At 41.2% G+C, this 12,890-nt stretch carries 10 protein-coding genes; 7 read left to right on the top strand and 3 right to left on the bottom strand.

What is annotated here, in order from left to right:
• Positions 1–216 precede the first annotated feature (216 nt).
• Positions 217–996, bottom strand: a complete 780-nt coding sequence (locus tag IQ246_RS10335; protein WP_194002641.1) for a phosphate ABC transporter ATP-binding protein — start codon at positions 994–996, stop codon at positions 217–219.
• A gap of 265 nt (positions 997–1,261) precedes the next feature.
• Between IQ246_RS10335 and nagZ the strand changes: the two genes are divergently transcribed.
• Positions 1,262–2,347: a beta-N-acetylhexosaminidase gene (gene nagZ / locus IQ246_RS10330; protein WP_194002639.1), complete on the top strand. Its 1,086-nt coding sequence runs from the start codon at positions 1,262–1,264 to the stop codon at positions 2,345–2,347.
• 172 nt (positions 2,348–2,519) lie between these two features.
• Here nagZ and mutL read toward each other — a convergent pair whose 3' ends face one another.
• The gene (gene mutL / locus IQ246_RS10325; RefSeq protein ID WP_194002637.1) at positions 2,520–4,241 is read right to left on the bottom strand and encodes a DNA mismatch repair endonuclease MutL; all 1,722 of its coding nucleotides are present in this window, start codon (positions 4,239–4,241) and stop codon (positions 2,520–2,522) included.
• Between the two features lie 204 nt (positions 4,242–4,445).
• Between mutL and IQ246_RS10320 the strand changes: the two genes are divergently transcribed.
• Positions 4,446–4,781: a rhodanese-like domain-containing protein gene (locus IQ246_RS10320; RefSeq protein ID WP_194002635.1), complete on the top strand. Its 336-nt coding sequence runs from the start codon at positions 4,446–4,448 to the stop codon at positions 4,779–4,781.
• Positions 4,782–4,959: 178 nt separating this feature from the next.
• Here IQ246_RS10320 and IQ246_RS10315 read toward each other — a convergent pair whose 3' ends face one another.
• Positions 4,960–6,009, bottom strand: a complete 1,050-nt coding sequence (locus IQ246_RS10315) for an adenosine deaminase (protein WP_194002633.1) — start codon at positions 6,007–6,009, stop codon at positions 4,960–4,962.
• Positions 6,010–7,319: 1,310 nt separating this feature from the next.
• Here IQ246_RS10315 and IQ246_RS10310 point away from each other — a divergent pair.
• The 5 genes from IQ246_RS10310 (at position 7,320) to IQ246_RS10290 (ending at position 12,868) form a co-directional block, all read left to right on the top strand.
• Positions 7,320–8,318 (top strand): hypothetical protein, encoded by a 999-nt coding sequence (locus IQ246_RS10310; RefSeq protein ID WP_208492108.1) that lies wholly within the window; start codon positions 7,320–7,322, stop codon positions 8,316–8,318.
• Between the two features lie 143 nt (positions 8,319–8,461).
• On the top strand, positions 8,462–9,805 hold the full coding sequence (locus tag IQ246_RS10305; protein ID WP_194002631.1) for an adenylosuccinate synthase: 1,344 nt from the start codon (positions 8,462–8,464) through the stop codon (positions 9,803–9,805).
• A 329-nt stretch (positions 9,806–10,134) separates the two neighbouring features.
• Positions 10,135–10,728, top strand: a complete 594-nt coding sequence (locus tag IQ246_RS10300; protein ID WP_194002629.1) for a 50S ribosomal protein L25/general stress protein Ctc — start codon at positions 10,135–10,137, stop codon at positions 10,726–10,728.
• An 83-nt stretch (positions 10,729–10,811) separates the two neighbouring features.
• Positions 10,812–12,356, top strand: coding sequence for an AAA family ATPase (locus IQ246_RS10295; protein ID WP_194002627.1), 1,545 nt, complete (start codon positions 10,812–10,814; stop codon positions 12,354–12,356).
• 11 nt (positions 12,357–12,367) lie between these two features.
• The gene (locus tag IQ246_RS10290; RefSeq protein ID WP_194002625.1) at positions 12,368–12,868 is read left to right on the top strand and encodes a hypothetical protein; all 501 of its coding nucleotides are present in this window, start codon (positions 12,368–12,370) and stop codon (positions 12,866–12,868) included.
• The last annotated feature ends 22 nt before the right edge of the window (positions 12,869–12,890 follow it).

Genomic DNA, 12,890 nt, shown 5'->3' with positions numbered 1-12,890 from the left:
TTCTACCCAATACTTTTCAGACAAACTTAACAACTTTCTTATGGACTAGAAAAAGGTGAAAGGGTGAATTCAAACCCTTTGCGTTGAACCTTTCACCCTTAACCGAAATGTATTGTATTTCACCCAATTTAGATGAAATTTACTAAGTAAAGATTGATTACATTCACTTGAGAATAGATTTTGTAAAAACAAATCTAAATAATCACAACAAAAACCTCAATTGACACGCGCTAAAACATAGTCGCGGGTGCGAGAATCAAGAGCGCTGGTAAAGATTTTATTTGTAGTGCCAAATTCAAGCATTTGAGTAACGCGATTTTCATTAGTATAAAAGAACGCTGTGAAATCAGATAAACGAGTAACTTGCTGCATACTATGAGTGACAATCACAATTGTCAACTCGGAGCGCAAATTATGAATTAAGTTCTCAATTTTCATACTAGCGATCGGATCAAGACCCGAACAAGGCTCATCCATCAAGAGAACTTTCGGTTTGACTGCTAAAGCACGAGCAATACACAGTCGTTGTTGTTGACCTCCAGAAAGCTCTAAAGCAGATTTATGGAGTTTATTTTTTATTTCATCCCAAAGATCGCCAGCTTTTAGGGCAGATTCGACAATCTGATCTAATTCTACTTTCGGACGCCATCCCACTAATTTCACCCCATAAGCGACATTATCATAAACGCTCATGGGAAAAAGATTTGGTCTGGGGAAAACCATACTAATTTGGCGGCGTAACCTATTTAAGTTAACGCGACGTTCATAAATATTCTGTCCAAAAAATTCTACCCTACCTTCTACTTTCACTTCTCCTTCTAATTCAATCATGCGATTTAAGGTTTTAATAAAAGTAGACTTGCCACAACCACTAGAACCAATAATTGTCGTAATTTGATTTTGGTGAATATCCATTGACACGCCTTCAAATATTTTTTGCGTGTCGTAATAAAAGTTGAGGTTTTTAACTCTGATGGCTGGAATTAGTTTACTCATCTTTCCCAAATGTATGTCACAATTATTTACTAAGTAAAGCAGTAAAAATCAGCAGTGCTATTTCACTATGTTACTCTGAAAAGCGGACATTTAAGGATATTTACAGAGATTATTAAGCAATGCAGCAGATACATGGTTAATAATTGTTTGTATAAAGCTGTATGCTAAATTAAATAGACATTATTAAAATAATTCGTAATTCGTAATGACGCTCTCTACGAGACGCTAAAAGCAAATGCGGACTCGCTACAGGTAAGGAAAGATTATGGCAGTATCGCAAACGCTCCAGCGCTTTGGACATCATCTGATTCTTGGTATTTCCGGTACTACGTTAAGTGATGAGGATAAACGCGCACTCAATGAATTGAAACCAGTTGGGGTAATTTTTTTTGGTAAGAACTTTTTAGATGCTACCCCTTACGAAATTTGGTTAGAAAGCTTCAACAATTTGAACGACCAGATAAGACAATATGCTGAACGCGACTCTATATTCATGACTCTTGACCATGAAGGAGGTCGAGTTGTGCGTACACCATTACCAATTACACGATTTCCTTATGCCTTGCTGTTGCGATCGCACTCACGTGAAGTAGCAAGAGCAACAGGTGTTGAGCTAAAATCACTAGGGGTAAACTTATCTTTTGCGCCTGTAGCAGATATTTTTTCCCATCCCAACAACCCTGTTATTGGCCCTCGCGCCTTTGGTAATACTCCCGAAACTGCTGCTCAAGGTGCTTGTGACTACTTCCTCGGACTTCAGGAGTCAGGAATTTTAGGATGCGCTAAGCACTTTCCCGGACATGGAGACACGAGCAAAGACTCTCACATTGAGCTACCGATACTCAATTTGACTAAAGAAGACCTACGAATTCGAGAACTTATACCCTTCAAAGCACTCATCGAAGCGCAGGTTCCTTTGATTATGACAGCTCACATCTTATTCCCTAAGATAGATGCTGATGTGCCAGCAACGCTCTCTCAAACTATCCTCAAGAGCATACTTCGGGAGGAACTTGGCTTTGAAGGAGTGGTCATATCTGACGACCTGGATATGAAAGCTGTATCAGATATGTTTATGAAAAAGAGTACCATAGCACGGGCATTTGGTGCTGGCTGCGATTTGTTTATTGTTTCGCGCAATATCAATTCATCATCTCTAGAACGTACTTATCATATTGCTGAAGATTTTGCTGATTCTTTGAGTAACGGTAGCCTAGATGAATCTGTAGTGGAAGCTGCTAGAAACAGAATTGAGAAACTACTAGCGGAAACTCCGCAATATATAGTCCATGCTTTGGATAAAAATACATTACTACAACATGCAGAATTAGCGATCGCTTGTTCTTTATGAATACATTGATTAGCAGCCAACACCAGCACAAATATCGGCTCCATATCTGCAAGCATCGCTTCTGTGAAAACTAACCTACGAAACTTGGTTATGAAAACCATGTTGATAGCACCTTTGAGAATCCGTTTTTGGATTGCTTAAGAATACCCATACGCCTATGGGGTAGGTAGTATCAAATCCCATGACTTTTACCAATGACCCAATTACGCCGGAAAAACCGGGCTAAAGCTGACTCTTCCAATGACAAGTAAATTGGGCGTCCGTGGGGACAAGTGCGAGGGTTGCGAGTGCGTTGCCATTCATTTAAAAGTGTCTGCATTTCTTCCAGATTCAAGGGTGTACCATTACGAATAGCACTGCGACAGGCGACAGCTACTTGGGCTGTTTGTAAATCGCCTCCCCAACTAAGTTCTAAAATTGCTTCTGCACAATCTTCTCGCTGTTGCAAAAGTTTAGGTAAGGTGCGGACAGCCCAAAGTTGTTCGCCAAAGGGTTCAATATCTAAACCGATGCGTTGCAGTTGGGATACTTGCGCTGGCGACAATTGATAAAGAATAACTGACGGTTCCATAGGAACAAGTTGCCAGTTATTGCATAATTGCTCATACAAAACTCGTTCATGGGCTATGTGTTGTTCTACTAACCACATCCCACCAGAATGTTCCGCCACAATATAGGTGTTGCTAACTTGAGCAATGGCTTTTAGGGAGTGCTGAGTGTCATTGCTTTCATTAGAATTTTGAGGATTAAAATTGTAACCGCCTTTGGCTTCTGCGGCTTTAAGTAATTTACCAACTCGTGTTGTGTGAACAGCTTCTTTGAAATTGGCAGAACTAATGCGGAGTGCTTGGTTAATTCCTTGGGTAATTTGCTCTTGCCAATAACTGAGTTCGTTGAGGTAAATTTCGGTTTTTGTTGGATTGCGATTCCAGTTAATTTGGTCGGGAGAAATGGCAAGATGTAGAAAACAAATTGGATAGCGATCGCGTGGTAATGTTTTGTAAAAAGCTGATAAGATGGTTTGCTCAAGTTCCGGCGATTTAACCATCCGTCCGTTGATTGCTACACGCACCCAATCTGGACGATGGCGATGACACCGGTCTGGTAATCCTACCACTAAGCTTAGTGCTGAATTAGGACTAGAAACGCGATTAATCTCATCTGTACAGGAGTTTTGAATGCTGAGTTCTGAGTTAGGAGGGTAAGGTAATTCTACTCTCACTTCCTCTAAATCACCTGGTCGAACTTGGGGTATAATTTGCGGCAATAGCTTTCCTGCTGTAGCAGCGGGACAAATAGTGAACCATTGACGGTCATTTTGACAAACTTGCCAAGTAACGTGAGGATGACACAGAGCAATTTGTTGAATTGTCCATTGCACAGCTTTTATTTGCTGTGCGGCTGATGGCAATCCCTGACGACGAGATGAGCAATTACCGAAGAGATTAGAAACTATAACAACTGTACCAGGAGCGATCGCAGTTGCTTCTACTTGAATAACTTTACCGCTATCGCCATAGATAACCCGCCATCCTAAGTTTTCACCTGGGGGACGACTCAAAATCTCTAAATCTGCTAGCGTTGTCAAACTATGCAACGCCTCACCCCGAAACCCCAAACTGTTAATTTTCCACAAATCTGCACTAGAGCGAATTTTGCTGGTGCTGTGGGCTGTGGCTGCTTGTTGCAAATCATCTATGTTCATTGCACAACCATTATCTGCGACGTGGATTCGCCACTGCTGTGGCCATAGAGAAACCACAATGCGCGTTGCACCTGCATCAAGGGAATTTTCTACCAATTCCCTCACCACAGAAGCGAAAGAGTCGATTACCTCTCCAGCTGTTATGAGATATACGACTTCTGTTGGTAAAGCCTGAATAGTAGATGCCATAAATAATAGTTTATAGCTTCTGGGAGCAGGAGGAGTGGGGGAATTTTGGGATTCTTCATTCCCTGTGTGCTCTGTGTCTTTATTCTTTTTAACTACTGAATAGGATAAAAAATGTTATCTGAAATTTTTATTAATTGTAAAGAAAACTCGATTCAAAGGCGATGTTTGATAAATTGCTTGTGAGGTTATAAGCGGGAAAAGCTTATGAGTAATAATTTAGTAGCTGATGTTCATGATCTCAAGACCCGTTTGGAATGGGGTCAACCAGGTTTTACAATTGTTGATGTGCGCGATCGCCACACTTACAATCACGGTCATATTACAGGGGCAATTCCCATCCCATTAAATGACTTGGCATCTAAAGCCACATCTTCTCTACATGCAAAACGCCATATCTATATTTATGGCGAAAATGATGAACAAGCAGCCCAAGCTGCACAAGTATTGCGAGCATCTGGGTTTATTGAAGTAGCTGAAATTCAAGGCGGTCTTCCCGCCTGGAAGGCAGTTGGTGGTGCTACAGAAGGTGTTGGCGCATAAACTAAACTCAGATATATTAATCCAAGTCTATTTATTGGATTACTACTGTTTTTTTGTACTGCACAGTGTGCAGTACAGTTTATTCTTAGACATCAAACAAAAATCAATGAATGCAACATTAATTAACAATTAGTCATCTTACACTTTTTGACTAAACTAAGTACTCAGATAGTAATCGTTAATTAATATCTCCCATCACTAAAACTTTAGGAGATTCGGGTTTCAATAACCCATTCAATAGGGATGCGGGACGTTGAGTGTAGGGCCAAGCAAAAGCATGACGGAAAGCAGCATCTTGACAAGATTGCAGCTGTTCAAAGTTAATAATGTCGTAAGTCAAAAGATTTTCATACTCAAAAGGTAGACGTACATTATGCAATCCAGCATTATCGGTACAAATAGCAATATCTACCCCAGCATCAAGACAACGGTCAAAAACTAATTTGAGTTGGCGTATATCCTGTAAAGTGCCAGTTTTAATGTAAGTTGTGGGGCAAACTTCTAAACACTGTCCGCGTCTAGCTACGTCTTTGAGTAACTCTGGATATAGTAGGGGAATTTGGATACCGTGACCAATCCGCATTAGATAAGGCAATAGTTGTGGGTAACAACCAGCGGTGGTTTCATAGAGGTGTCCGGTGGTGTTAACGCCTTGCGATCGCGCATAATTATATAGACTAATCCATTCTTCTAGGCGATCGGCATAATAACTATCACCACCCGCTACATCTATTGCACAAACATACTGCCTATTTTGCACTGCTAAATCAACAATTGCTTTATTCACCTCATAAGGTAGGCGCGAGTGCATACAGAGAATTTGGCTAGTGACAATCGGATATTCTAGTGGATGACTAGCTTTTCCGACTACTTCCACAATTTCTGCCATCTTGTCAATTCTTTCAGATTGACTCAGATGCTCAGGTGTCCGTAAATAGGGAGTGTAACGTAGTTCTAGATAAGCCAAATTTTCAAAGATGTAAGCACCCCGCACCAAGTGGTAAATAAAGTAAGGCAAAGTCTCTACAGTTTGCACACTTTCTACTAGGGTGTGCAATTCCAAATACTCATCTAGAGTGTTGCGTGGCCGCGTGTAAAAATCTTCAAATTCTGAATACTCAGCAAAGCGGGAAATCAACTCAGAAGAATGTCGCTCAAAATATCGCCATAAAACACGGGGTACAACGGAACCGCCCAGGTGTCTATGTAATTCAGCGTATAAAGCCATAGTGTTATTTTTAGGGAAAAATATCAATAATTGTAACAAAAATATAGATAGAATAAATTTATGTCTAAAGAAGGATTGTGTAAAATTACGGTTTATTTTTATTTTTGATAGCTGCGATCGCTTCATCTTTACAGAAATTTGCCATTGTCACTGAGGCAGTTCCCTGATTCACCCGCTGAAACTAGCGAAGAACTCATCTATTGCAAAACCAATGTCAATTCGTAGATTTCTTCATTGCTGTTAATGGCCTCGCTCAGTTGTGGGGTGCTGATGGACAATTCCTGGGAGTGCTATCGAGCAATCAATACGATCTAAATTCTGTCAGCAACCCTATCACCGAAAGCCGACGCTCAAAACTTCGGGGGTTCCCCCCGTTGTAGCAACTGGCGCGACACAGAGAAATGAGAGTTTGAGAGATATTTGGCGTAAGTCCTAAAAGTGAGCGCCTGTAATAAATATTTTGCTGTGCATAGTTTGGATCAAAATGCTCTAAATATTGTCTTATACATTCCCATTTACGTAAGACATTTCCCCATTTTTAGCTTTGGACAATAGTAATAAAGAAAAAATAAATTAGATTGTCTGACTCGTTCTAAGGACTTGTAGACAAATTCTGCATAAACATATTTGGATGAATTATACAGTAGTCGAAAAGGTTAAGATATCGTTAGCATTTATTCCAAACAAGATTAACATTCAAATAGATCTAAATTATTATCACTATCCATAATATTGAGCTAATAGGTTTTGTTTTTAGCCTCGGAAATTGGAAATTTACTCAAAATAACCTTATTTTTAAAGCTAATTTTCAGGAATTTAGGCACCAGGTTAGCTATAAATACTGCTGTGTAGAATGAAATAGTTCTGCATGGTATTAGGATTTTTTAACTTTTTATTGAATTTTACGCTTTCAAGAGCAGAAAAATCTTGAAAGTACTGCTAAAAAAGTTACATAGAGATATGAATTATTATCCCGCACAATATTCTAACTAAACAAATCAAAAGAATTAACAATAAAATCTAAGTTTTGTTCATTTTAAATATAATTTTTATCTTGTATACTTTTGTTCAGTGTGGTGTTCACTGTTTATTACTTAATTATGACTAGTAAATTTTTGACTGTTTCCAAATATTTAAACTTATACTCAATTAAATTAAAACCAATTTTTGAATAGCTATAAATAGTAGATATGCAGTTATAAAACAATATTTTCTTATTTAAGATGAAAGTCAAAAACATCTTTCATTCATATCGTTGATCTTCCTCTTTTTTGGGGAATTTCAGTTTGAACAATAGGAGTTTAATTCTGATGGCAAATTCTGAGAATAGCAATCAAATTGGTGAGTCACAAGGTACTAGCAAAAGTTCAACTGGTAATGGCAATTTTTCTTTCACTGATGGCAAATGGCAGTCTACCGATGGCAGTACTTTAAATAGTGGCGCTGGTAATGGTAGTAATACCTTCGCTTCCTTCAGCGGTGGTGGTAACTCATCCACAACTAATAAAGATGGACAGCACGCCTACAATTACGAGCGACCACTCGACAAGCGGGCTTTAACTGATACTAATAATCCATTCAATCAACTGATCGGAGTGGTTAGCGGTGGTAGCCCATCTGGTGCTAACAATATGCCTGGTAACTTACCATTTGGCAGTACTCCCCCTTCAAAGGAGAGTGGTAGCAACCTACCTGAAACTGGCAATGGTCTACCTGTACCTTATAAAAGTGACAACTGGATATCTGATATTCAAAACTTAGATGGTGCAAATGCTACCAGCAACAGTGGTCAAGGTAACGGTAACTGGTTATATGGTAGTAACAACAAAACCGATGGTAATGGTAACTGGAATTTTGGTAGTGGCAACACAACCAACGGTAATGGTAACTGGAACTACGGTGATGGCGGCAAAACTGAAGGTAATGGCAACTGGGGCTTTGGTAGCAATAACAAAACCGACGGTAATGGTAACTGGAACTTAGGCAATAACAACGATATCTTTGGTAATGCCAATACACAGACTGGTAGTGAAAATAACATTTTTGGTAGTGGTAACACGGCTAATGTAAGTAACAGTAATCTTCTTGGAAACCGGATTGAAGCCAGTGGTGATGGCAAAACACTCGTTGGTAATGAAGGCTGGAATTTCTCTGTTAAGGGCGAACTGATATCGCTAGGTAGCACTACGCCCAGCGAAGCGATCGCTACTGATGTCATCAGTTTACTCAGCAGTCCTGACCTTGTAACATCTGCTATGTCAAATCCAGGCTACAACAACCCAAATTATGATTTCTCTGCCACAGTTTAAAACTTTCTAGCAAGTCATTGCCAGGAGTTGCCATAGTAAGCTAGCTTACTATGGCATTTAATATTGTTGATTCTAATTGACATAATTCACAAAACATGTTGATAATTAGAGTTTGTGGAAACTTTACCTCATAATATAAACGCTTGGCTAACGTCATTGTCATAGGTGCCCAGTGGGGCGATGAAGGAAAAGGTAAAATAACTGACTTACTCAGCCGTTCCGCAGATGTTGTGGTTCGTTACCAAGGGGGTGTCAATGCTGGACACACTATTGTAGTGAAGGATCAGACCTTTAAACTGCACTTAATTCCCTCTGGTATTTTGTACCCTGAAACTGAGTGCATGATCGGTTGCGGAACAGTCATCGATCCACAGATTTTGATAGCAGAGATCGACCAATTAAAAGAACTAAATATTTCCACTGACCACCTGCTGATATCTGAGACAGCCCACGTAACAATGCCTTATCATCGGTTGATTGACCAGGCATCGGAAGAACGACGGGGAAGCCATAAGATAGGCACAACCGGTCGGGGTATTGGTCCGACTTATGCTGATAAATCTGAACGTACAGGCATCAGGATTTTAGACTTGATGGATCCTGATGGGCTACGTGAGCAGTTAGAGTGGACGATTAATTATAAAAACGTCATTTTAGAAAAACTTTACAACTTGCCGCCCCTAGATGCAAAAGAAGTAATTGAGCAGTATCTGGGGTATGCAGAACGTTTGCGTCCTTACGTCGTTGATACATCGTTGAAAATATACGATGCGATTTTGCGACGGCGCAATATTTTGTTTGAAGGCGCACAAGGCACACTTCTCGATCTAGATCACGGAACTTATCCCTATGTTACCTCCTCTAACCCGGTTGCCGGAGGGGCTTGCGTTGGTACAGGGTTAGGGCCGACAATGATTGACCGGGTAATTGGCGTATCGAAAGCGTACACGACAAGAGTGGGAGAGGGGCCATTTCCTACCGAACTGGATGGGAAACTGGGAGAATTGTTGTGCGATCGCGGAGCCGAATTTGGCACAACCACCGGACGTAAACGGCGTTGTGGCTGGTTTGATGCTGTAATTGGTCGCTATGCCGTTCGCATTAATGGCATGGATTGTATCGCCCTCACTAAATTGGATGTCCTTGATGAACTAGAGGAAATTCAAGTTTGTATCGCTTATGAAATAGATGGCGAACGCTGCGATCACTTCCCCACAAGTGCCCGTCGGTTTGCCCGATGTCGCCCCATTTACAAAACCTTACCAGGATGGCAAGTGTCAACAAGTCACTGCCGTACCCTAGAAGAGTTGCCACAGCAAGCACTGGACTATCTAAAATTTCTGGCAGAATTGATGGAAGTCCCGATTGCGATCGTCTCCCTAGGAGCAAGCCGCGATCAAACCATAATTGTAGAAGACCCGATCCACGGGCCCAAACGCGCTTTATTGCAGGCTGACGGTACACCTGCTAACTTGCTAAGTGCGTAATCAGTGCTGAGTTCTGAGTTATTAGTTACAAAGTCCAGAGTCAAAAGTTATCAGGACTTACGCAAGTGTCATATTTTAACGCCAGAGGTTGTCCAGAGTCAAAGGTCAAAAGTCCAAAAAACCTTGATTCTTGAACGCCACTTGCTTTAAGTCGGCAGAGCCGCAAGGGCGCAGTGGCTCGCGTTGATTCTTGACCCTTGACTCTTATGCCAGAAGCCTTGTGTGCCAGTTGCGTAAGTCCTAGTTATAAAGTATTGACCCTTGACCCTTGACTAATGACTAATGACTAATGACTAATAACAATTAACAACTAACAACTAACAACTTCTATGGCTATTACAGTCGAATGTCAAAAGCGGCCAGAAGGTAGCAAGCCCAGAGCTTTGCGCCGTTCTGGAGAAATCCCCGCAAATTTATACGGTCATAAAGGTACAGAGTCAATTTCCTTGACTATTAATGCCAAAACTGTTGAGCGCTTGCTCAAAAAGGCTTCAGTCAACAACACCTTGATTGATTTAAACATTACTGACATACCCTGGCGTGGCAAAACCTTGCTGCGGGAACTTCAAATACATCCGGCAAAAGGTACACCCTACCACCTCAGCTTTTTTGCGGTTGCCGGTCACGGTGATACCACCGTAGAAGTACGGCTACGTTTTGTAGGAAATGCTGTTGGTGTTAAACAAGACGGTGGTGTGTTAGACACCGTAATCACCGAATTGCAGGTGAGTTGTGCGCCTGAGAATATCCCAGATGTCATTGAAATTGATGTCTCTAACATGCAAATTGGAGACAGTTTACATATCCATCAGATAGTCTTTCCTGAGGGTGTGACAGCTTTAGTTGATCCAGAGCGACTTGTTGCCAGCGTTTTGCCGCCACAAATCAACGATGATACAGTAACTGAAACAGTAGTTTCTTAAGCTACGTAAAGTATGTAATGATTTTTGTGATACCAGGGGGAAACTCCTGGTTTTTTATTATATTTGAACCGCAGAGGATAGCGATGACAGAATCAGCCCTTCCAGCTTTAATTCAGCAAATGTTGCAGCCTGGATTTTATCCTCATACGGTAACTGAACCCATTCAACTAATTCAAACTCATATTTCTTATGTGCTGCTAACTGGTGATTACGCCTATAAGCTGAAGAAGCCTGTGAATTTTGGCTTTTTGGACTTTTCCACTTTACAGAAGCGGCAGCATTTTTGTCATGAAGAATTGCGCTTGAATCAGCGGGGTGCAGCCGAACTGTATTTGGAAGTTTTACCTGTAACTATAGAAGCAGAGCAATACCATTTAGGGGGAACAGAGAAACCCGTAGAATATGTGCTGAAGATGCGCCAGTTTCCTCAAGAGTCACTGTTTAGTACACTTTTTGAACAAGGTAAGTTAAACGAAACACACTTAGAAGAGTTGGGACAGGTGGTGGCTCAATACCACGTCCAAGCGCAGACGAATGATTACATTCGCAGTTTTGGTGAAGTGCCACAAGTCCGGGCTGGAATTGATGAAAATTATCAACAAACTGAGAAGTATATTGGTGGCCCCCAGATCCAGGCACAGTTTACACAAACAAAGCAGTATACAGATAACTTTTTTGCGGAACGTCCAGAATTATTTGTCAGCAGAATTCAAAATAACTACATCCGTGAATGTCACGGGGATTTACACCTGAGAAATATTGCTCTGTGGCACGATAAAATTACCCTGTTTGATTGCATTGAGTTTAATGAGCCGTTTCGCTTTGTCGATGTGATGTACGATGTGGCGTTCACGGTGATGGATTTGGAAGCGCGACAGCGGCAAGACTTGGGTAATGCGTTTTTAAATTCCTATATCGAGCAAACTGGAGACTGGGAAGGCTTGCAGGTGCTGCCTTTGTATTTAAGCCGTCAAGCTTATGTGCGAGCAAAGGTAACTTCGTTTTTGCTGGACGATCGCAGTATACCTGTGACGGTAAAAGAAGAGGCAACAAAAACCGCAGCTGACTATTACAAACAAGCTTGGGAGTATACTAAACCCCAAAAAGGACAACTGATTTTAATGTCGGGGTTATCAGGTTCTGGTAAAAGTACCACAGCACGATATTTAGCCCGTCAACTGGGAGCGATTCACTTGCGTTCGGATGCAGTACGGAAACATTTGGGGGGAATTCCCTTATGGGAAAGAGGTGGCGATGATTTGTATACACCTGAGATGACCCAGAAAACTTATGGGCGGCTGTTGGAACTGGGAATTATGCTGGCTAATCAAGGCTTCGCAGTAATTTTGGATGCTAAGTATGACCGTCAGCAGTTGCGACAAGAGGCGATCGCGCAAGCCAATAAGTACCAACTTCCTCTTCAGATTATCAACTGCACAGCACCCCTAGAAGTTTTGCAAGAGCGCCTCAACAACCGCACTGGTGATATCGCTGATGCTACCGCCGATTTATTAGCCTCACAACTCAAGCAAGCTGAACCTTTTACTGAACAAGAACAACCATACGTGAAGATTTTGGATACAACTCAACCACAACAGGCACAATTAAAAGAAGTTATTCCCCAATAATCTTTTTACTTATGGCAGATAAAAAGAACGACTTTCTCAATATTTCTCCAGACTTCTTTTCTCAACTGTTATTTGGGGCATTTTTAACATTTATATTGTTGATGACAAGGTCTTCACCAGCCCTGAGCATCTTTCTAGGTATTATGGGGGGTTTCACCTTAGGCTGGATCACCAATGCCAGCAAAAATAGCCGTCAGCCGCCATCCATAGCCTCCTCTGATGGTGTCGATACCGGACTAAAATACTGGTTATTCTTCATGCTGGGCTTTGTATTTTTGGGCTATCCTGCACCCATGAGTATTTTTCTAGGTGCTTTAGGTGCTTTAGGTAGCGGCTGGATTACTGCTTGGTGGGGAAGTAAGGAAGAAACTAGAACTCAGCTGCAAATTGAAGAATCAGAAGATGGCGAAATTAAACCAATTAACCAGAGAACTACGAAACAGCAAAGAAAACCTACCCGTCGTTATCGTCGCACTCCTGGAAGTATTAATTTTAAGTTTTGGGAAAGGTAGGGATTGGGGATTGGGGATTGGG

Source organism: aff. Roholtiella sp. LEGE 12411 (assembly GCF_015206995.1).
Lineage (GTDB): Bacteria > Cyanobacteriota > Cyanobacteriia > Cyanobacteriales > Nostocaceae > Komarekiella.
Note: the sequence above shows the minus strand (reverse complement) of the source record. Positions and strands in the feature narration are given on the sequence as shown.

What these genes read in the sequence shown, in the direction of transcription:
- IQ246_RS10335 (WP_194002641.1), bottom strand. Translation starts at nt 996, where the DNA reads ATGAGTAAACTAATTCCAGCCATCAGAGTTAAAAACCTCAACTTTTAT.
- nagZ (WP_194002639.1), top strand. Translation starts at nt 1,262, where the DNA reads ATGGCAGTATCGCAAACGCTCCAGCGCTTTGGACATCATCTGATTCTT.
- mutL (WP_194002637.1), bottom strand. Translation starts at nt 4,241, where the DNA reads ATGGCATCTACTATTCAGGCTTTACCAACAGAAGTCGTATATCTCATA.
- IQ246_RS10320 (WP_194002635.1), top strand. Translation starts at nt 4,446, where the DNA reads ATGAGTAATAATTTAGTAGCTGATGTTCATGATCTCAAGACCCGTTTG.
- IQ246_RS10315 (WP_194002633.1), bottom strand. Translation starts at nt 6,009, where the DNA reads ATGGCTTTATACGCTGAATTACATAGACACCTGGGCGGTTCCGTTGTA.
- IQ246_RS10310 (WP_208492108.1), top strand. Translation starts at nt 7,320, where the DNA reads ATGGCAAATTCTGAGAATAGCAATCAAATTGGTGAGTCACAAGGTACT.
- IQ246_RS10300 (WP_194002629.1), top strand. Translation starts at nt 10,135, where the DNA reads ATGGCTATTACAGTCGAATGTCAAAAGCGGCCAGAAGGTAGCAAGCCC.
- IQ246_RS10295 (WP_194002627.1), top strand. Translation starts at nt 10,812, where the DNA reads ATGACAGAATCAGCCCTTCCAGCTTTAATTCAGCAAATGTTGCAGCCT.
- IQ246_RS10290 (WP_194002625.1), top strand. Translation starts at nt 12,368, where the DNA reads ATGGCAGATAAAAAGAACGACTTTCTCAATATTTCTCCAGACTTCTTT.